Origin of the sequence: Nocardiopsis chromatogenes YIM 90109 (assembly GCF_000341185.1) — a bacterium.
GTDB classification, from domain to species: domain Bacteria; phylum Actinomycetota; class Actinomycetes; order Streptosporangiales; family Streptosporangiaceae; genus Nocardiopsis_A; species Nocardiopsis_A chromatogenes.
In genome coordinates, this window is the sequence record NZ_ANBH01000138.1 from 1 (window position 1) to 19,537 (window position 19,537).

Annotated in this window: 19 protein-coding genes; 8 read left to right on the top strand and 11 right to left on the bottom strand. The window is 74.5% G+C overall.

The features are described 5' to 3' along the window. Positions 1-376: 376 nt before the first annotated feature. Positions 377-694 carry a hypothetical protein gene (locus tag D476_RS0114115; RefSeq protein WP_017624587.1) on the bottom strand — a complete coding sequence of 106 codons (318 nt, stop codon included), beginning with the start codon at positions 692-694 and terminating at the stop codon, positions 377-379. 106 nt (positions 695-800) lie between these two features. On the opposite strand from D476_RS0114115, the gene D476_RS0114120 reads away from it, so the two are divergent. Next, on the top strand, positions 801-1,547 hold the full coding sequence (locus tag D476_RS0114120; RefSeq protein ID WP_017624588.1) for a class I SAM-dependent methyltransferase: 747 nt from the start codon (positions 801-803) through the stop codon (positions 1,545-1,547). Here the strand turns inward: D476_RS0114120 and D476_RS0114125 are convergent. Together D476_RS0114125 and D476_RS0114130 are read right to left on the bottom strand one after the other, a co-directional pair. Then, entirely contained in the window at positions 1,537-1,974 is a 438-nt protein-coding gene (locus D476_RS0114125; RefSeq protein WP_017624589.1) for a DUF2784 domain-containing protein, read from the bottom strand. The two genes, D476_RS0114120 and D476_RS0114125, sit on opposite strands and share 11 nt — an antisense overlap. A gap of 126 nt (positions 1,975-2,100) precedes the next feature. Then, positions 2,101-3,078, bottom strand: a complete 978-nt coding sequence (locus tag D476_RS0114130) for a DMT family transporter (protein WP_017624590.1) — start codon at positions 3,076-3,078, stop codon at positions 2,101-2,103. 16 nt (positions 3,079-3,094) lie between these two features. Between D476_RS0114130 and D476_RS0114135 the strand changes: the two genes are divergently transcribed. Beyond that, positions 3,095-4,534 carry an aminotransferase-like domain-containing protein gene (locus tag D476_RS0114135; protein ID WP_017624591.1) on the top strand — a complete coding sequence of 480 codons (1,440 nt, stop codon included), beginning with the start codon at positions 3,095-3,097 and terminating at the stop codon, positions 4,532-4,534. Between the two features lie 219 nt (positions 4,535-4,753). On the opposite strand, the gene D476_RS0114140 is transcribed toward D476_RS0114135, so the two are convergent. Together D476_RS0114140 and D476_RS0114145 are read right to left on the bottom strand one after the other, a co-directional pair. Beyond that, on the bottom strand, positions 4,754-5,173 hold the full coding sequence (locus tag D476_RS0114140; RefSeq protein WP_017624592.1) for a nuclear transport factor 2 family protein: 420 nt from the start codon (positions 5,171-5,173) through the stop codon (positions 4,754-4,756). 114 nt (positions 5,174-5,287) lie between these two features. After that, the gene (locus D476_RS0114145; RefSeq protein WP_017624593.1) at positions 5,288-5,998 is read right to left on the bottom strand and encodes a nitroreductase family protein; all 711 of its coding nucleotides are present in this window, start codon (positions 5,996-5,998) and stop codon (positions 5,288-5,290) included. 268 nt (positions 5,999-6,266) lie between these two features. Here D476_RS0114145 and D476_RS33285 point away from each other — a divergent pair, with 268 nt between their 5' ends. After that, complete coding sequence (locus D476_RS33285) at positions 6,267-6,644, top strand: hypothetical protein (protein WP_026123496.1); 378 nt, start codon at positions 6,267-6,269, stop codon at positions 6,642-6,644. Here the strand turns inward: D476_RS33285 and D476_RS0114155 are convergent. Beyond that, positions 6,622-8,613: an elongation factor G gene (locus D476_RS0114155; RefSeq protein WP_017624595.1), complete on the bottom strand. Its 1,992-nt coding sequence runs from the start codon at positions 8,611-8,613 to the stop codon at positions 6,622-6,624. The genes D476_RS33285 and D476_RS0114155 overlap by 23 nt on opposite strands. A 332-nt stretch (positions 8,614-8,945) precedes the next feature. Between D476_RS0114155 and D476_RS0114160 the strand changes: the two genes are divergently transcribed. Next, positions 8,946-9,464 carry a hypothetical protein gene (locus D476_RS0114160; protein WP_017624596.1) on the top strand — a complete coding sequence of 173 codons (519 nt, stop codon included), beginning with the start codon at positions 8,946-8,948 and terminating at the stop codon, positions 9,462-9,464. A gap of 73 nt (positions 9,465-9,537) precedes the next feature. On the opposite strand, the gene D476_RS0114165 is transcribed toward D476_RS0114160, so the two are convergent. Then, complete coding sequence (locus D476_RS0114165; RefSeq protein ID WP_017624597.1) at positions 9,538-10,017, bottom strand: Lrp/AsnC family transcriptional regulator; 480 nt, start codon at positions 10,015-10,017, stop codon at positions 9,538-9,540. A gap of 106 nt (positions 10,018-10,123) precedes the next feature. Here D476_RS0114165 and D476_RS0114170 point away from each other — a divergent pair, with 106 nt between their 5' ends. Beyond that, positions 10,124-11,113, top strand: coding sequence for a threonine ammonia-lyase (locus D476_RS0114170; RefSeq protein ID WP_017624598.1), 990 nt, complete (start codon positions 10,124-10,126; stop codon positions 11,111-11,113). A 220-nt stretch (positions 11,114-11,333) separates the two neighbouring features. On the opposite strand, the gene D476_RS0114175 is transcribed toward D476_RS0114170, so the two are convergent. After that, positions 11,334-12,599 (bottom strand): cytochrome P450 family protein, encoded by a 1,266-nt coding sequence (locus D476_RS0114175; RefSeq protein WP_017624599.1) that lies wholly within the window; start codon positions 12,597-12,599, stop codon positions 11,334-11,336. Between the two features lie 363 nt (positions 12,600-12,962). On the opposite strand from D476_RS0114175, the gene D476_RS0114180 reads away from it, so the two are divergent. Then, the gene (locus D476_RS0114180; protein WP_017624600.1) at positions 12,963-14,555 is read left to right on the top strand and encodes an alkaline phosphatase D family protein; all 1,593 of its coding nucleotides are present in this window, start codon (positions 12,963-12,965) and stop codon (positions 14,553-14,555) included. Positions 14,556-14,685: 130 nt separating this feature from the next. Next, a complete protein-coding gene (locus tag D476_RS0114185; RefSeq protein ID WP_017624601.1) occupies positions 14,686-16,212 on the top strand; it encodes an amidase in 1,527 nt (508 codons plus the stop codon). 540 nt (positions 16,213-16,752) lie between these two features. Here the strand turns inward: D476_RS0114185 and D476_RS33290 are convergent. Continuing rightward, positions 16,753-17,409, bottom strand: coding sequence for an NADPH-dependent F420 reductase (locus D476_RS33290; protein ID WP_051061741.1), 657 nt, complete (start codon positions 17,407-17,409; stop codon positions 16,753-16,755). A 97-nt stretch (positions 17,410-17,506) separates the two neighbouring features. Here D476_RS33290 and D476_RS0114195 point away from each other — a divergent pair, with 97 nt between their 5' ends. Then, on the top strand, positions 17,507-17,881 hold the full coding sequence (locus D476_RS0114195; RefSeq protein WP_017624603.1) for a winged helix-turn-helix transcriptional regulator: 375 nt from the start codon (positions 17,507-17,509) through the stop codon (positions 17,879-17,881). A 51-nt stretch (positions 17,882-17,932) separates the two neighbouring features. Here the strand turns inward: D476_RS0114195 and D476_RS0114200 are convergent, their stop codons facing one another. Together D476_RS0114200 and D476_RS0114205 are read right to left on the bottom strand one after the other, a co-directional pair. Further along, positions 17,933-18,376, bottom strand: coding sequence for a nuclear transport factor 2 family protein (locus D476_RS0114200; RefSeq protein WP_083939519.1), 444 nt, complete (start codon positions 18,374-18,376; stop codon positions 17,933-17,935). 157 nt (positions 18,377-18,533) lie between these two features. Continuing rightward, a complete protein-coding gene (locus tag D476_RS0114205) occupies positions 18,534-19,502 on the bottom strand; it encodes an ArsR/SmtB family transcription factor (RefSeq protein WP_017624605.1) in 969 nt (322 codons plus the stop codon). Positions 19,503-19,537 lie beyond the last annotated feature (35 nt).

A 19,537-nucleotide genomic window follows, 5' to 3' on the forward strand; every position in this document is an offset into this window, starting at 1 on the left:
TCGTACTCGGCGGCCTCGGCGAGTTTCCGAATGTCTCCGGGGTCGGATGTCACGATGGCGGCGCCCGTCTCGATGGCGGCGATGACGACCGCGGCATCCACGATGTCGGCTTGCCCGGAGCGGCCGAGCAGCACACCGATCCGCTTGGCTGTCGGTTCTTCGAGAGGAACGATCTCACAGGCGTTGACCAGGCGGGAGAGGCCCGCCTGCCTCGGCCCGCCGCGCCATGTCTGAGCAAGGACACCGATCGGCAGTAGTGGGCGGCGCCCTTCGGAGACCCCGGCCTGGCACAGCGCCCAGACCTTCCCCCGGGGGGTCCTCTCCGCATGGCAAAGGGCTCCTGCGTCCAACACCAGGCGCCGACTCCGCAGGACCCTCACGTGTCGTCCTCCAACGCCAGGCGGTCGAGACGCTGCAGAGCCTCGCGCCGAGCGCTGACACTGTCCGCCGGTTCAGCATGTCCCACGCCTGCGGCGTCGAGCTGGTCGCGAGCCCACGCCCGGTCTTCCGCTGACGGCTCGCCGTGGTCGGAGAACTGCTTATGAAGCGCTGATTCCGCACGCTGAAGCTCGGCGGCCCGCTCGGCGGCCCGCCCCAACCAGGTGGACAGAGGGAGCCCGCACTGTGCGGCTGCCTCTCTGACCTTGTCGTAGACCTCTTTGTCCAATGAGACCGACAGCTTCTCAACACCCATGCGCCCAGCATAGCCGGGTGGTAGTACCAGCGGTAGTACTTTTGTGTTTTCTCGGATACTGAGAAATGAATATCAAAATATGATACATCGGTGTTACGGTGCGGGCATGCCGAACCAGACCTGGGACGCAGAGTTGTACGACACCCGCCATGCGTTCGTCGCCTCGCTCGGAGCCGATCTCATCGACCTGCTGGCGCTGGCCGCCAGCGAGCGTGTGCTCGACGCCGGGTGCGGGACCGGGGACCATGCCGCCGCCGTCGCCGAGCGCGGGGCCGAGGTCGTCGGCGTCGACGCCTCCCCCGAGATGGTCGAACGGGCCGCCGAGCGCTTCCCCGGCCTGGACGTGCGCGTGGGAGACCTGCGGGACCTGGGGCTGAGCGGCTTCGACGCCGTGCTCAGCAACGCCGTCCTGCACTGGGTCCCCGAGGCCGACGCGGCGGCCGCCTCGCTCGCGGCGGCGCTGCGCCCCGGCGGCCGTCTGGTCGCCGAGTTCGGGGGCCGGGGCAACATCGCCGCCATCGACTCCTCGGCCCGTGCCGTGCGCGCCGAGGCGGGGCTGCCCGACGCGGCCTCCCCCTGGTACTTCCCCGGCATCGCCGAATATGCGGGGGTTCTGGAGCGGGCCGGGTTCGAGGTGACCGCGGCCTGGTTGTTCGACCGCCCGACGCGTCTGGAGGGGGATGACGGCGTGGCGGTGTGGCTGCGGATGTTCGGCTCCCACCTGCTGGAAGGGGTCGCCGACACCGGGGCGTTCCTGGCCGACGCCCAGGAGCGCACCCGCGACCGGTTGTACCGCGACGGCGCCTGGTGGGCCGACTACCGGCGCCTGCGGGTGACGGCCGTCAAGCACTGACGCTCTCGAGGGGACGCTCCGGTTCGGCCTCGGCGGCCGGGGACGTCCGCCCCTGCCCCGCTGCCGTCCCGCCCTTCGCGCGCCTGCGGAGCACCGCGGCCCCTGCCCAGGACCCCACGACGACGGCGCCCATCACGATGCGCGATGTCATCAGGTGCTCGCGCGGGTAGAGGGTGCCGGTCAGGTAGTGGTCGATGAAGCCGTTCTCCATGACCGGGCGGCCGCCCGTGGCGCGCGCCCAGTTCTCCAGCTCGGTCAGCACGCAGGGCCAGTCGACGATGACGATCCCGAGGGCGTAGGCGGCCACGGCCAGGTGGACCCGGATGGCCCTGGGCCGCTTCCAGGCCAGGAAGCCGCCGAAGACGACGTAGCCGAGGAAGGCGAAGTGCAGGAGCGCCGCGGTGGTGCCGATGACCAGGTAACCCATGCCGTGAACCTACGGCCGCGGGCGGGGGCGCCACATCGGCTCCGCTGCTCAAGGCGGCTGAGTAGGGCTACCTAGAAGCAGGGGCGGACCCGGCCCGGGCCCGCCCCCGCACGTCGCGTCGCCGCCTCACCGGCTCTTGGAAGCCGCGTCCAGCGGGCTGCCTTCCCGTGTGCCGCCGGGTGCGGTCTGTGCGGCCGGGGCGGCCCTCCTGCGGGCCGCGCGCTGGGTCACGGCGATGCACGCCAGCACCACCAGGGCCGTCACCGGCGCCCAGGCGCTGACGGCCTCCCCCAGGACCAGGAGCGCCCACACCAGGGTCAGCAGCGGCTGGGCGAGCTGGAACTGGCTCGCGCGGGCGACCCCGATCAGCGCCATGCCCCGGTACCAGGCGGCGAACCCGCCGAACTGCGAGATCAGCGCCAGGTAGGCCAGTCCCGCGATCGGGACCGGGGCCAGGGCGACGGGCTCCAGGGCCAGCGCCACCGCCGCGGTGGGCACCATCACCGGCAGCGAGAGCACCAGCGCCCAGGCGATCACCTGCCAGCCGGGCATGTGGGCCGAAAGACGGCCGCCCGCCGCGTACCCGGCGGCGCACAGCACCAGGGCGGCGAACAGGTAGAGGTCGCCCGGGCCCGGGGCGCCGCCCGTCCGGACGGCGGTGAAGCCCGCGACGGCCGCGGCCCCGACCGCCGCCGCGGCCCAGAACACCCCCGGCGGCCAGGAGCGCGACCACAGCGAGGAGACGACGGCGGTGCTCATCGGCAGCAGCCCGATGATCACGGCGGCGTTGCCGGTGGAGGTGGTCTGCAGCGCCAGCGACGTCAGCAGCGGGAACGCCACGACGCAGCCCAGGGCCACCACGAGCAGCCCCGGGATGTGCCTTTTGCCGGGGAGGTGGGCCCCGGTGCCCTTGAGCACCGCGGCGGCGACCAGCCCGGCCAGGGCGCACCGCAGTGCGGTGGTCGTCCAGGGGCCGAAGCCCTCCAGCGCCCAGGAGGTCGCGGGGAAGGTGAAGGAGAACGAGGCGACGCCCAGGGCCGCCAGTACGGCGCCGCGCCGGGCCGCTACCCGCTCCGGGGCGATAGCGCTATCATCAGCTCTCATGAAAGAGAGTAGCAGTGTGGGGGAACTGGCCGCATCCCTGCGGCAGGAGGTCAACCGCTACTCACCCGGTGAGAAGCTCCCGCCGAGCAGGCGGCTGGTGGAGCGCTACGGCGTGAGCCCGGTGACCGTCTCGCGCGCGGTCGCGGTGCTGGCCGCCGAGGGGCTGGTCGTCACCCGTCCGGGCGCGGGCGCCTTCCGCGCCCCCACCGCCGCGGGCGCCCGCGCCCGGGGCGACACCTCCTGGCAGGAGGTGTCGCTGAGCACCGAGCCGACCCTCGGCGGCGCCGAGCCGGTGCCGCGCACCGTCGACGACGCCGGGATCCTGGCCACCCTGTCCTCCCCTCCCCCGGGCACGATCGCCTTCAACGGCGGCTACCTGCACCCGGGGCTGCAGCCGGAGCGGGCGCTGGCCACCGCCCTGGCCCGGGCCGGGCGCCGCCCGGAGGCCTGGGAGCGCCCGCCGGTGGAGGGGGTACCGGAGCTGCGCGGCTGGTTCGCCCGCGAGATCGGCGGGCACGACGGCGTACTCGACCTCTCGGACGTGCTGGTGACCGCGGGCGGGCAGAGCGCGCTCACCGCGGGGCTGCGCGCCCTGGCCCCGCCCGGCGCGCCGGTGCTGGTGGAGTCGCCGACCTACCCGGGCATGCTGGCGGCGGCCCGCGCCTCGGGCGTGCGGCCGCTGCCCGTCCCGCTGGACCGGGACGGGATCCGCCCCGAGCTGCTGGAGGAGGCGCTGCGCTCCTCGGGGGCGCGGGTGGTGGTGTGCCAGCCGCTGTTCCAGAACCCGACGGGGGCGGTGCTCTCCTCCGAGCGGCGCCGCGCGGTCCTGGAGATCGCCCGCGCGGCGGGGGCGTTCGTGCTGGAGGACGACTTCGCCCGGCACCTGGGGCACGCCGACGCGCCGCTGCAGCCGCCGCCGCTGGCGGCCGAGGACGAGCACGGCTGCGTGGTGCACGTGCGGTCGCTGACCAAGGTGACCTCCCCCAACCTGCGGGTGGGGGCGCTGGCGGCGCGGGGGCCGGTGATGCGCAGGCTGCGGGCCATCCAGGTGGTGGACAGCTTCTTCGTGCCGCGCCCGCTGCAGGAGGCGGCGCTGGAGCTGGTGGGCTCGCCGGTGTGGGGGCGCCACCTGCGCGCGGTCGCCGGGGGCCTGTCCGAGCGCCGGCGGGAGATGGCCGCCGCGCTGATGCACGAGCTGCCGGGCCTGCCCCCGCTGGAGCCGCCCCTGGGGGGACTGCACCTGTGGCTGCGCCTGCCGGAGGGGACCGACGAGCAGGCGCTGGAGGCCTCGGCCCTGCGGGCGGGTGTGGCGGTGGCCCCGGGCCACCACTACTTCCCCGCCGAACCGACCGCCCCGCACCTGCGCCTGAGCTTCGGAGGAACGGGCGGTGCCCCGGAGATCGGCGAAGGCGTGCGCCGCCTGCGCACGGCCTTCACCGAGTGCGGGGTGGCGTGACGGGCTCTCCGAGCCCGGCCGCGCCCCTGGCGGTTCAGCGATGGGGTCCGCGGAACCTTCGGCGGCCGTGGCCGCCCTGGACGGCCGGTCTTCGGCCGCCCGCCGACAGGTGGGGGGCGCCGGTCACGGCACCGACACTGGGGCGGGCCGCCCCAATGCCGCGACGCCCGCGCCGACCTGGTCGGACGGAGGTGACACACTCCAGCGGACGTGACCGGTTCAGCCGGGCGCCTCGTTCGCCGGGGTGATGTGCGTGTGCACGCAGACCCAGCGGCCCCGGCGCCGGACGAAGATGTCGGTGGTCCATTCGTCGGCGTCGTGGCGGGTCCCCCGGTAGTAGGCCGTGTTGACCACTCGGGCGGTGGAGACCGCCGTGCCGCCCGCCAGCAGGATGCGCGGCTCGCCCACCGGGGCCATGGCCGAGTGGGTCAGGTCCCCGGAGGCGACGTGCGCGAGGAAGTCGTCCTTGGCGGTGACCCCGGTCCCGGACACGATGGTCCACTCGTCGGCCATGTACACCGCGATCCGCTCGGCGTCGTTGGACACGATCGCCTCCGCCCAGGCCTCGGCGGTGCGCAGGACACCGGCGCGGGCCGCGGCCTCTTCGGCGGGGGTCGGCGGCGCGTTCTCGTCCTCCATGCCGGACCATTCCCCCGTCCGTTGCCCGATGACACCGGCGCCGGGAAAACGGTCGACGCCTTCGCTCCGGACCGCGGACCCCGGGGCAGCGGCATCCGGCGGGCCCGACCGGGGTCAGGGGGTTCCGGTCGGCCCCGGCCGCTGTGGCGGGACGTCCACCATGGCCTCGCCCAGGGGCTTGCGCCGCAGGTCGGGGACGTGCGCATCGGGTGCCGGGTAGCCGACCGGAAAAAGGATGTAGGGCCTTTCGCTGGATGGGCGCTCGCAGATCTCGGTGAGGAAGACCATCGGGTTGGGCGTGTGCGTGAGCGTGCTCAGGCCCATGGTGTGCAGGGCGGTGATGAACATGCCGCAGGCGATGCCCACGCTCTCGTTCACGTAGTAATGCTTTTGCCGTGTACCGTCCGGCCGCACGCCGTACTTCTGGGCGAAGCACACCACCAGCCACGGCGCCGTTTCCAGGTAGGGCTTGTCGGAGCCGGTGCCCAGCGGCGCGAGCGCGGCGCGCCAGTCCGGCGGCAGTCGGCCGCCCTCGTAGTTGATCCGCTCCTCGGCCTCGGCGGCCTCGCGGATGCGCTTCTTGGTCTGCGGGTCGCCCACGACGACGAAGGTCCAGGGCTGCTGGTGGGCGCCCGAGGGGGCCGTGTTGGCGGCGCGCACGGCCAGGTCGATGCACTCGCGCGGGACCGGGTCGCCGCTGAACGCGCGCACGCTGCGCCGCTGGTCGAGCAGTTCGGCGAACTCCCGGCCGCGGCGGATCATCTCCGGCTGGGGCAGGCGCGCAGGCCTGTAGGGGACGAAGGGGTGGGCGGGCTCGGCGGCCATGGGCGCTCCGTGGGGTGCTCTGGCCCTGCGCGTCCGGGCCGACCCGGGCCGCGGGGGCGGGCGTCCGTTCCGGAAGGTCTCCTTACCGTTGGTGCGGGGCGCAAACCGTCGGCGGAGCCGCCCCAGGAACGGCCTGGGACGCTCTTCGTCCCGCGCCCGCTCCAGGGCGGGAGTCCTGCGGCCGCTGGGCGAGATGCGGCCTCGGCGCCGATCGCTCCGCCCCGTATCCGCTTGCCCCTCGACACGGGCGGCAGGGAAACTGGCGCGCATGTGCCGACGCGCCCGCAACCCCGGTTCCCATCATGTGTGCCTGTCCTGCCGATTGGACTTCAAGATTCCCAGCCTCCCCGATCAGCAGCGGGTCTGCCCCAACTGCGCAGGTGGACTGATCGATGCGGGCCATGATCTGGAGGTGCCCCGCCGCGACGACGCGGCCGGGTGGTTCGTGCTGGACGTCCTGCTCCGCGCCGGGGTCACCTTCCACTCCTCGTGCTGCGACGGGCCCGGCTGGCGGCCGCGCACCGTGCGCCAGGTCAAAGAGCGGCTCCAGGCCGCCGAGCGAACCGGAACGCCCCTCGCCCAGGCGCTGACCACCCGCGACCCCGACGAGATCGGTCGAGGCGTCACGCGTGCCCCGTCCGGCTGAGGTGGGCCAGGTACTCCGTCCGGTCCAGGGGGTTGCCGTCGGTGCGCTCCCGCCGCGGCGGCGGCCCCTCGACCAGGCGGTCCCCGCCCGGCCGCGTGGACCAGGTGGCCTCTCCGCCCGTGAGCCCCGGCAGCCGCGCCGCCAGGGCGTGCACCTGGCGTGAGGGGACCTCGCCGGTGATCTGCCAAGAGCCGCGCCCGGTGTCGGCCTCCTCGATGTGCGCGCGGGCCGCCGACAGCGCCGCCAGTACCTCCCCGAGCGCCTCGGAGGGCCCCTCCACCTCGAAGGCCTGCAACGGCTCGTACACGCGCGTGCCCGCCCGCGCCAGCGCGCGCATCAGCACCAGCGGGGTCAGGCCCCGGAAATCGGCCGCCACGCTCGCCGGGGCCAAGAAGCCGTTGCGGACCAGCGTCACCGCGCAGTCGGGCACCGGCCACCCGTACAGGCCCTGCCCGAGCGCGGAGCGCACGGTCTCCTCGATCGCCCGGTCATAGGCCGCCGGGATGGCACCGACCTCCACCTCGCGCCGGAACCGCACCCCGCTGCCCTTGGCGCCCGGCTCGACACGCAGGCCGACCGTCGCCCAGAACTCGTCCGCGCCCGGCCCCATCTCCTCCACGGCCTCGCCGGTGCCCGCGAGCCGCTCGGTGTAGACCGTCGCGCTCTCCTCGAACACCGCCTCGACGCCGAACTCCTCGGCGAGGGTGGAGGCGATGACCTCCTTCTGGACCTCCCCGAACAGCAGCACCGAGACCGCGCCGCCGGGCAGTACGCGGGTGCGGATCAGCGGGTCCTGTTCGGCCAGTGCGGACAGCGCGGCGTGCAGCCGCCCCGCCTGGGCGGGGTCCGACGGGCGGACGGCGGACTCCAGGGACGGGCGGGCGAAGCGCGGGGCGGGGGCGCCGGGCCGCGGCGGTCCGAGGCGGTCGCCGACCCGTAAGCCGGGCAGGCCCCGCATGCGCGCGATCCCGCCCGCTTCGAGCGCGCGGGGACGGCCGGCCCCGGCGGTGACCACCTCCAGAGCGGTGATGCGCCCGGCGTGCCCCTCCTCCCCCGGGTCCGCGCGGACGAAGGAGACCTGGTCGCGGGGTTCCAGGCGCCCGGCGAACAGGCGCAGGTAGCCGGACGTGTCGCCGGAGGGCGACCGGTCGACGGCGAACACGGTGCCCGCCGGGCCGTCCGGTTCGGCCCCGGGCCAAGGGCGCGGCGCGAACAGGCGGGTGAGGGCGCGGGTGAGCTCGGCGACGCCCGCCCCGGTGATCGCCGAGCCGAACAGGACCGGCTGCACCCGGCCCGCGGCCACCTGCGCGCGCAGCCGCACGTGCAGGTCGGGGCCGGGCGGCGGCGGCCGGTCGTCGACCAGGGCGGCGAGCAGTTCATCGTCGTCGTCGGCCAGCGCCTCGGCCAGCCGGGTGCGGAAAGCGGCGTCGTCCTCCTCAGCCGCCCGGGTGCGCGCCTGCCGGGTGCCCGCCCCTTCGACGCGGTTCAGGGGCAGGAGCCGGGCGGGCGAGCGGCGGCGCAGCTCGTCGAGGACGCCGTCGGGGCGGGCGCCGCGCCGGTCGGCCTTGTTCACGAAGACGAGGACGGGCAGGCCGGCCTCGCGCAGGTGGCGCATGAGCAGGCGGGTGTGCGCCTGGACGCCTTCGACGGCCGACACGACGAGGACGGCCGCGTCCAGGACGGCCAGGGCGCGCTCGACCTCGGCCACGAAGTCGGCGTGGCCGGGGGTGTCGACGATGGTCACCTGGCGGCCGTGCGCGCTGAAGCAGGTGACCGCCGTGCGGACGGTGATGCCGCGCTCGCGCTCGATCCGGCCGGTGTCGGTGACGGTGTCGCCGGTGTCGACGCCGCCCATGCGGCCGATGGCGCCGGTGTCGTAGAGCAGGCGCTCGGTCAGGCTGGTCTTACCAGCGTCGACGTGGGCGACGATGCCGATCGTCAGAGGTGTCGGAGGCGAAGGAGGGGTCATCGGTGGCGACTTCCTGAGGATCCCGTGTCCGGAAGGTGGGCTCGAAGAATCCGCAGAGTCGCCGCATTCGGTCTCTCCCTCACGCTCGGTCGTGGTCGGCCACCGCATGCTCGCGCGGGAGTACCGCGATGCGCAACGGAATTTCGGGGAGGACGGGGCCGGTCGGCGAGGGCCGACCCGGCCGGGCTATGGCGTCCGCGCTGCGAAGCCGCGTCAGGCCCACACCAGTGCCGTGACCACCGTGTCGGCCTGGTCGGGACGGGTGGCCCGCACTCCGCCTCGGCCCCTCCTGCGGTGACCACACGCGTTCACCGGCTTGTTAGCCTCCCGGCATGACAACACAGGATCTGGAGGCCATCGTCGATGACCTCCTCGCTCTTCCCTTCCCGCGGGAGCAGGAGTGGGAAGGGGACCGGCGCGGCGGACCGGGCTACCACGTGCGCGTTCTACGGACCGGCCAGGACTTCTGGGAGGACGGTGGGGAGGAGGCCGTCGGGGCGGCCGAGGAGGAGGTCGACATCGCTTTCCAGGGGCTGGTGGAGGCGCTGACGACGCGCTGGGGTGAGCCCGAACCGGTCGATCTGACGCCGTACCTGGACAGGGAACCGGTCGAGCAACCGTTCATCGATCCGTTCGGTCTGCGGACGCCCCGTGCGGAGGATCCTGTTCCCGAGCCGATCAGCCAGTTGTGCATGCTCACGAGCACGATGCTCCTGTGGCGGCCGCCGGAATCGGGGCGATGGGTCTCCCTCGCCGTGGGGCAGAACGATCGGGAGTTCCCCATCGAGCTGCTGGCCGCGGCCGGCGATGCGCCGATCCCCCAGCGCGAGGATCGGAGCCGTCCGCTGTGATGTGGTCGGGCCGCCTTGAGCGCGGGCGGGCCGAATGCGTCACCGGACTCGGCGAATGTACGCGGCCATCGCACTAGCCGGGTTCGATCGGCAGGGTCAGGCCCGACTTGACCGCGCCGGACGACGGGAAGGTCTCGTACCGCCTGACCCCGAAGTCGCTGACGAACAGGCGCCGCGACAGCTCCCTGTTCTCGGCGATGTCCCGTGTCACCAGGAGCACCGCGTAGTCCCACTGGCCGACGATGGCGTAGCACTGCTGCACGCACGCCTCCGCGCGCATGCGCGCCCGGAAGGCCGCGTGGTGCTCGGGGTCGTCGTCGGCCAGCGCCACCAGCACGAGCGAGGTGAGCTCGGCCCCCACCGCCTCGGGCGCGACCACCGCCACCTCGGCGCGGATCGCCCCTGTGCGGCGCAGCCGCGTCAATCGGCGCTGCACCGCGCTGGGCGACAGGCCCACCTCGTCGCCCAGCTCGTGCAGCGGGCGCCGGGCGTCCTGCTGCACCAAGGCGAGCAGCAGGCGGTCCAGGTCGTCGAGGGGGTGCCGGTCGCGCATGCAAAAATCTTGCACGCATCGGCGGAAACGGGCAATCGCCGCCACCGCCGCCCTGCCTAATGTTGCGGCCATCCGGCCCCGCCCATCCGATGACGAGGAGTCCGCCGTGGCCCGCACGCGCACCGCCCCCCATCCGACCGGCGCCCCGCAGGGCGCCGACGACCTGGACCTGGACCGCATCGCCGCGGCCCGCGAGTACATCGACCCCGTCTTCCTCGACACCCCCCAGTACCGGGACGCGATGCTGGACGCCGCGCTCGGCCGCCCCGCCCTGGTCAAGGTCGAGACGCTCAACCCGCTGCGCAGTTTCAAGGGGCGGGGCGCCCTGCACCTGGCGGCGCACCTGCCCGCGGCGACCGGGCTGGTGTGCGCCTCCGGCGGCGGCAACTTCGGGCAGGCGGTGGCCTATGCGGCGCGCAGCCGCGGCATCACCGCCGACGTGTTCGTGCCCGAGCACACCAGTGAGGTCAAGACCGCCCGCATGGCCTCGTTCGGGGCGCGGGTCCACCGGGTCGGCGCCCACCTGGAGGAGGCCGAGGCGTTCGCGGCCGCCGACGCGGGCCGGGTGATGGCCGTGGACGGGCGCGACGCCGCCATCGCCGAGGGGGCCGGGACCATCGGCGTCGAGCTGGCGCGGACCGGCGGCTTCGACACGGTGGTCCTGCCGCTGGGCGACGGCGCCCTGATCACCGGCGTGGCCCGGTGGCTGCGCGCGCACGCGCCGGGGGTGCGGGTGGTGGGGGCCGGTGCGGCCGCGGCCCCGGCGATGGAGCGGGCCTGGCGGACCGGGCGGGCCGAGGCGGTGGCGCCGTCGTCGTCCTTCGCGGCGGGGATCTCCATCGCCGCCCCGCACCCGGAGGCGGTGCGGCGGGTGCGGGCGCTGGTGGACGATGTGGTGCTGGTGGACGAGGAGGAGATGGCGGCGGCGATGCGCTTGGCCGCGCGCACGCTGGGGGTGCTGCCCGAACCGGCGGGCGCGGCGGGGCTGGCGGCGATCGCCCGCGGCCGGGAGGCGGTTCCGGGCGAGTCCGTGGCCACGGTGATCACCGGGGCCAACGCGGACCCGGCGGCGGACGGGGGCCTGGCCGCGCTCTGACGGCCGGGGCCGGGGGTGCTCCGCCCTCGTCGCCCCGGTGCGTCCGAGGGCGGACTTGAGGAGGGGCGGGACCGGTCCGCGCCGGGGCACCGGGTGCGGTGCGTGCACAGGCTTCTGCCCGCCGCCTCCGGATTCCGGGCGGTCACGCCGCCCGTCGGCGGTCGGCGCCCCCGTGCCCCGGCCGCCGCCGTGTCCCGCCCCTTCAGTGAGGGGGCGGGGGTCAGGAGCCGCCTCGGGGGCGCACGGGAAGCGACACCAGGTGCCGGGAGCCCGGCTGGTCGAAGCGCTCCAGGTCCTCGGGGGCCGTCGCGAGCGCCAGGTCCGGGTACCGCTCCATGAGCAGCTCCAGCGCGATCTCGCCCTCCGTGCGCGCCAGCGCCGCCCCCAGGCAGTAGTGCGGCCCGTGTCCGAAGGACACGTGCGTCTCCCGGCGCCCCTCGGGCTCGCGGGTGATGTCCAGCCGCTCCGGCTCGGCGAACGCGCCCGGGTCGCGGTTGGCCCCGGACAGTGCGCACACCACCGCGTCCCCGCGCGGGATGCGCACCCCGTGCACCTCCACGTCCTCCTTGGCGTGGGCGACGCCCGCCAGCGGCGCCGGGCCGTGCAGCCGCAGCAGCTCGTGCACGGCCCGGGGCATCAGCCCGGGGTCCTCGCGCAGCACCGCCGCCTGGTCGGGGTTCCGCTGCAGCGCCAGTACCGAGTTGGCCACGAAGTGGGCGGTGGTGTGGTGCCCGCCCTGCACGATGATGAGCACCATGGCGACCAGCTCGTCCTCGCCGAGGCGGCCGCCGTCCTCGTCGCGGGCGTGGATGAGCGCGGTGAGCAGGTCGTCGGGGGCCTGGCCGCGGGCCGCGAGCGCGCGCCGGTCGGCGATGGTGTCCAGGACCGCGTCGACCATCTGCACGAAGGAGTCGTTGTACCGCTCCGGCGCGCCCTCGGCGATGGTGTGCATCCACGCGCGCCACCGGGGGCGCTCGGACTCCTCGATGCCGACCAGCTCGCAGATGACGTTGCCGGAGACGGGGAAGCCGTAGTCCCACAGCACGTCGAACTCCTCGCGCCCCTCCAGGGCGTCCAGCGCCTGCTCGGCGATCGCGCGGATGCGGGGGCGCAGGCCGTTGACGCGCCGCACGGTGAAGGCGCGCGAGACCAGTTTGCGCAGCCGCGCGTGGTCCTCGCCGTCGGCGGTGAGCAGGCCGCGCATGTAGCGCTTGTACTCGTCTGTGACGCCGAAGGCCTGCACGAGCTGGTCGATGATGCCCGCGCCCTCCAGGCCGGGGACCCGGGTGGCGTCACGCAGGAAGCGCGGGTCGTTGAGCACGTCGCGTACGACGTCGTAGCGGGTGGCCATCCAGGTCGTGTAGTCCACGCCGGGGAAGGCGATGCGCACCAGGGGGGCGCCGTCGCGCATGCGCGCGTAGCCGCCCGGGATGTCGTCCATGAACTCGGGGGAGCCCAGGTCGAAGACGGTGTCGGATGCGGTCATGGTCGGCCTCGCTTGCCAGAGCGGTGGTGGTCCGTCGCCGCACACGCTATCCGGTCTTCAGTAATTTCTGAAGACTCGAAAAGGTGGTGATGTGTTAAGGAATCGCAGTGCCCCTTGGCCTGTGCCCGGTCCGCCTCCGGGTCGGTGTGCGGCCGGTGTCGGCCCCCTCGGCCCCGTCGGCCCCGCCGCCGGGCCGGCCGCCCCACCTGCGCGGACGCGCGGCGTCACCGCCCGGTCACCGATGAGGGGGCAACGTTCATCGCGTGATTGTTGGGACGTCCTACCTCGCATGTCCTGATAGACCTCGGTCCGGTCCGCCCCACCCCCAAGGGACGGATACCCGACGAGTCCGAGGAGACGTGCATGTCGGACACCCCCCTGAACACATCCCCCTCCTCCCCCGCCCCCCGCGCGGCCGGACGCGGCGCCACCCGTCGCGGCGTGCTGCTCGGCGCCGCCGTCGGGGCCGCGGCCTTCGGCGCCGTGGGCCCCGCGCCCGCACACGCGGCGCCCCGACGGCTGCCCGACCCCTTCGGCCTCGGCGTGGCCTCCGGCGACCCGCTGCCCGACAGCATCGTCCTGTGGACCCGCCTGGCCCCCGAGCCGCTGGCCGACAACGGCCTGGGCGGCATGCCCGAGCACATGTACAAGGTGCAGTGGCAGGTCGCCGAGGACGAGCGGTTCCGGCGCATCGTCGCCTCCGGCGAGACCCGCGCCGTCCCTGATTCGGCCCACTCGGTGCACGTCGAGGTCTCCGGGCTGCGCCCCGCGGCCGACTACTACTACCGGTTCCGGGTCCAGGGCCACCTCAGCCCGGTCGGCCGCACCCGCACCGCGCCCGCGCGCGGGGCGAGCCCCGAGGCCTTCTCCTTCGCCTTCGCGAGCTGCCAGAGCTACACCAACGGCCACTACACCGCCCAGGCCCACCTGGCCCGGGAGGACCTCGACCTGGTCGTGTTCCTCGGCGACTACATCTACGAGTACGGCGACACCGGCGCGATCGGCCGCCCGCACGTCCCCTCCTGGGAGACCGTCTCGCTCACGGACTACCGGATCCGCCACGCCCAGTACAAGACCGACCCCGACCTCCAGGCCGCCCACGCCGCCTTCCCCTGGGCGGTGGTCTTCGACGACCACGAGGTGGAGAACAACTGGGCCGACGACACCCCCGAGGACGGAGGCGACCCGGAGGAGTTCCTGCGCCGCCGCGCGCGGGCGTTCCAGGCCTACTACGAGAACATGCCGCTGCGCGCCGCCCAGCGGCCCGACGGCCCGAACGTGCAGATGTTCCGCCGCCTGGCCTTCGGCGACCTGATGGACCTGCACCTGCTGGACACCCGCCAGTACCGCAGCGACCAGGTGGGCGACGGGCAGCATGACGACCCCGACCGCACCCTGCTCGGCGACCGCCAGCGCCGCTGGCTGACCGCCGGGCTCACCGGCAGCGGGGCGCGCTGGAACGTGCTGGGCCAGCAGGTGTTCTTCAGCCAGCGCGACTTCGTCGCCGGCGAGGGCACCAACTTCAGCAACGACGCCTGGGACGGCTACCGGTACGAGCGCGACGCCGTGCGCGACGTGCTGGCCACCGGCCCGTCCAACCCTGTGGTCATCACCGGGGACGTGCACGCCAACTACGTGGTCGACGTCAAGGCCGACTTCGACGACCCCGAGTCGGCCACCGTGGCCACCGAGCTGGTCGGCACCTCCTTCACCAGCGGCGGCGACGGCGCCGACAACGGCCCCGGCGACGGGGTGCAGCTGCAGGAGAACCCGCACATCAAGATGATCAACCGGCGCCGCGGGTACGTGCGCAACAGGGTCACCCCGACCGAGTGGACCGCCGACTACCGCGTGGTCGACCGCGTCAGCGAGCCGGGCGCCCCCATCCGCGACCTGGCCCGCTACACCATCGAGGACGGCCGCCCCGGCGCGATCGGCCCCGACTCCCGAGCCTGAGGCCCGGGCGCGCGGGCCTCAGGCGCCCGCGCGCCCCGTCGGGGCCCGGTCCGCGTCCCGCCCGGGGTCGGCCCCCGGCGCGGTCCTTCGACCCGAGAACAGGTTCCACCCGGGGTGCTAGTTTCCCCTCATGCGTGTGGACGAGTACCTGGAACACGATGCCGTCGGGCTGGCCGGGCTGATCCGGGACGGCCAGGTGGGGGCCGCCGAGGCCCTGGACGCCGCGGTCGCCCGGTGTGAGCAGGTCAACCCCCTGCTCAATGCGGTCGTCCGTCCGATGTACGACGAGGCGCGGCGGCGCGCGGCGCGCCCGCTGAGCGGCCCCCTGGCCGGGGTCCCCTTCCTGCTGAAGGACCTGTTCCACGACTACGAGGGGGTCCCGACCTCGGCCGGGTGCCGTGCGCTGCGCGATGTGCCCGCGCCCCGGCACGCCGAAGTGGTGCGCCGCTGGCTGGAGGCGGGCCTGGTGCCCTTCGGCAAGACCAACCTGCCCGAGTTCGGCGCCAAGGGCGTCACCGAGCCCGAGGTGTTCGGCCCCGCCCGCAACCCGTGGAACCCGGGGCACACGCCCGGAGGGTCCTCCGGCGGGTCGGCAGCCGCGGTGGCCGCCGGGATCGTCCCGGCCGCCAGCGCCAACGACGGGGGCGGGTCGATCCGCATCCCGGCCGCCTGCTGCGGCCTGTTCGGGCTGAAGCCGGGCCGCGGCCGGGTGCCGTTCGGACCGGGCCGCAGCGAGCCCATGCACGGGGCGGCGGTCAACGGCACCGTCACCCGCACCGTGCGCGACAGCGCCGCACTGCTCGACGCGGTCGCCGGTCCCGAGCCCGTCTCGCCGTTCCCCATCGCCCCGCCCGAGCGGCCCTACGCCGAGGAGGTCGGCCGGGGGCCGGGCCGGCTGCGCATCGGCTTCACCGAGCGGTCGCCGCTGGGCACGCCGGTGCACCCGGAGGCCGTGGCGGCGGTGCGGTCGGCGGCGGCGCTGCTGGAGGAGCTGGGCCACGACGTGGCCGAGGCCGAGCCGGAGCTGGACGGCCGCCGCCTCACCGAGGACTTCCTGACGCTGTGGTACGGGTCGATGGCGGCCCTGGTGGACGGCATCAAGGCCGAGACCGGGTGCGGCGACGCGGGCTTCGAGGCGGACACGCTGATGCTGGCCGCCATGGGCCGGGCGATGAGCGCCGCCGACTACGTGCGCGGCGCCGACCGGTGGAACACGCACACCGCGGCGCTGGCCGACTTCCACTCCCGCTACGACCTGCTGCTGACGCCGACCATCGCCGGCCCCCCGGTGGCCATCGGGCGGCTGGACCCGCCGCGGTGGCTGCGCGCGGCCGAGCGGCTGCTGGTGCGCACCGGCACCGAGCGCGTGGTGGCGGCGACCGGGCTGGTGACCGAGGAGGCGGTGACCAACCTGACGGCGACCCCCTTCACTCTGACCGCCAACCTGACCGGGACCCCGGCGATGTCGGTCCCCCTCCACTGGACGCACAAGGGGCTGCCGCTCGGGGTGCAGTTCATCGCCGCGGCCGGGGGCGAGTCGATGCTGTTCCGGCTGGCCGCCCAACTGGAGGAGGCCCGCCCGTGGTCCCACCGCCGCCCGGGGGCGGTGCCCTTCCCCGAGCACGAGAAGGCGCAGGAGCCCCAGGCCGCGGGGTGACCGGGGGCGGTCGGCGGTGGGACCAGGGGGCGGCCCGTACGGCAGTACCGTCGGCCACCCGGCCGGGCCCATGAGCGGGGCACCGGATCGAGCCGAGCTCCCGGGCCGCGAGGGGCCCGGCGGACGGTGGGCGCGGGCGGGGAACCGCCCGGCCGTAGCCGTCGCCGCCCCCTCCGGTGACCGCGCACACTCCGTGCAACCGTCAGCGCCGCGGGAAGGGCCGCCGACTGTCCCGTTTCGGGTTCATCGGAGCCCCGGAAGCAGCGCCCCAGTCTCGGCTGAGGCCTGTTTCCGCTGGTAGAAGTCTGGGTCGACCTCGGTCCTGGTGACCGGTCGCGCGGCGTTCCGGGGTGGCGCCCAGCCGGGACCCGGCCGCGTGGCCCGGGATGCGATCGCGCGGCTCATCGGGGCACTTCCTCGGCGTCGGCATGCTCCCCTTCCCAAGGGGGGAGAGCCTCCGCCACACCCGGCACGAAACAGACCTTCGTCGTCACCGCCGTCCCCTCGTGCCCCGGTGGCCCGCCGCCCGGCCGGGACCCGTCAGCTCGTACCCGCCTTGCCTGCCGCGCCCGAGGTGGACGGCAGGGCAGCCGCAGGGTCGGCACCGGACAGGTGCAGGGCGGCGGCGAAGCCCGCGACCTCCTCCAACTGGCGGGAACGGGACAGCGGCCCGAGGACGGCGGGCACACCGCCCGCATCGCGGACCAGGACTCCGGCGGTGTCCAGTGCCCCGGGATCGTCGCCGCACATGGCGACCACCGGAGGCGCCGACGGGGAAGGGCGCTCCCACAGCGCGGCCGGGAAGAGGTGGAAGGCCTTCACCACGTGCGCGCCGGGCGCGAGCTCGGCGATCCGCTGGGCCGCCGACCCCCCGCCGTCCACCTGCACCACCCCGACGCCGTGGTCGACGGCGTTGACGGGGTCGACCACCACGCGGCCGCGCATCGACCCGGCTCCCGCCCCCGCCCTGGCCAGGACGTCTTCGACGGCTTCCCAGGGCACGGCCAAAAACACCGCGTCCCGCCCTTCGGAGATCTCCTCCGGGGCGACCGACCCGGCCCCGCCGCCCAACCGGTCGGCCAGCGCGCGTGCCCTGTCCGGCGAGCGCCCCGCCACATTGACCTCGTGGCCGGCCCGTACCCAGGCGGCTCCCAGCACGCGGGCCATGCTTCCTGTTCCGAGCACACCGATCTTCATCGTCACCGCTCCCATCAGCGCTTGTGCAGTGCGACCGGAACACTAGGCGCCCCGTCGCGCACCGATCGGTGCGCGACGGGGCTGCGAGGATGGGGCCATGGCGGAGGAGACCGGCCGGTGCTATGACTACGTCGCCGACTGCCGCCTGCGCGCGGCGTTCGACCTGTTCGGCCACACATGGGACCCGATCGTGCTGGCGGCGTTGCACGAGGGGCCGCTACGGCGCGGGCGGCTGCGCTCGTCGATCGGAGGCGTCAGCGACAAGGCCCTCACCGAGGCTCTGACACGCCTGCTGGGCAGCGGCCTCGTCGAGCGGCACCGCTTCCGTGAGGCGCCGCCGCGTGTGGAGTACGGGTTGACTCCCCTCGGCGCGAGCCTGGTCGAGGGCCCTATACGCGCCCTGGCCGCGTGGACCGACGAGCATGCCGACGAGCTCGCCGCCGTCGACGACACGGAGGGGCCGTCCCCGTGACGCAGCCGTGCGCCGGTCAGCGCGGCCGCCCCGGAGCGTTCGCCCGCCCATTCAGACGTCGATGCTCAAAGGGTCCCCTTGGAGGAAAAGGACTTCGAGGCGGACATGCGTGAACCGCCACCCGTCCCCGGTCCGCAGGGCGTCGGCGTAGATTTTTCCGCCGCCGTCCTCGTGCCTCTCCGGCTCCGCCGTTTTCGGGATGTGGTAGGCGACGACATAGGAAACGAGATTCGCCTCGTCCCCGTCGATGCCGATGTGGGTCTGCCCCATGTGGTGGTAGGTCGCCTCGGAGTTGGCTTCGAGGAAACGCCTGGGGGCCTCGATGACCTCCTGTCGGCCGCGGTGAACCGTCCCGCCGAGCTCGATCGCGCCGTCCTCGGTGTACAGCGCGGGCAGGGAATCGAAATCCCTTTCATCGAGCGCCCGCGTGAGCGCCTTGACGAGGTTCTGCAATTCCGACTCGTCGATCAGGCGCTGCAATGCCGCTTCATTCATCGTGTCCCCCCGGGGCGCGGTTCCCGTTTCTTGGCGTGACACTACTCCTGATCTCGCGAGAACGGGCGTGTAGCGTTGATCATGAAAATCGGCCTTGACGGCGGCGGGACGCCTGTGTGCAAACCGGGCCCCCGCGCCCCGGTTCCCGAGGGGCGGCTCAGTCCTCGCCCGTCAGCGCGGTGCCCAGCGGTGTCCTGGCATAGAGCACCTTCCGGCCGACCCTCCACGACTCCAGTAGCCCCACCGCCCGCAGCGCCGTGAGGTGCCCCGAGACGCTGCCCGTGCTCATCCCCATGCGCGCGGCCAGGCCGGTGGTCGTGTCGGGCTCGGCCAACGCCAGCAGCAGCGCCGCCCGGGTCCGGCCCAGCGCTCCCGCCAGCGCCTCGGGCGGCCGCCGCGCGGGCGGGGACCACAGGCCGCCCACCCCACGCGCTGGGTAGACCAGAGTGGGCTGCCACGGCTCGTCGCTGATGAGGATCAGCTCCGGCCAGATGAAGACGCTGGGCATCAGCACCAGCCCGCGCCCCTCCAGGTGCAGCTCCTCAGGGGCCGACGGCCCGTGGACCGCCAGCGCGCGCCCGTCCCACCGCAGACGCGCGTCGAGACCGCCCATCAGCCGCTCCAGTCCGCCCTCCGACAACCGGCGCGCCCGCTCGGCGATGTCCGCGTCCAGCAGCGCGCGCATCCGGGGCCAGTGCGGCCGCACCAGGTGGCGCCAGAAGACCTCCAGCAGGTCGGCCAGAGCGTCGCGGGTGGCCGCCGGGTCGCGCAGCAGGCCGTCGACGGCCTCGCGGGGCAGTCGGCGGCGCGGGTCGAGCAGGCACTGGCGCAGCTCGGCCTCCACCCGGCCGGGCGGGGTGGCGCGCACCCGCGCCAGCTCGTCCTCGATCGAGGTCAGCGGCCCCTCGGGGGCGGGCGTCAGAAAGTCGGGCACGTAGCCGGGCCGGGGCACCAGCAGGCGGAACCCCGCCAGGTCGGTGCCCTCGGGCAGGCGGGCCCGGCGCACCCAGGGCAGGTGGTGCCCGTGGCGGTCCGGTTCGAGCAGCGTGTGCGCGGCCGCGAAGGACTCCCACAGCGGCGAGACCGCGAACCGGCAGCGCATGAGGTCCTCGTGCGCGAAGTACACCCGCCCGCCCACGGGCGCCCCCCCCGATGGCGTGC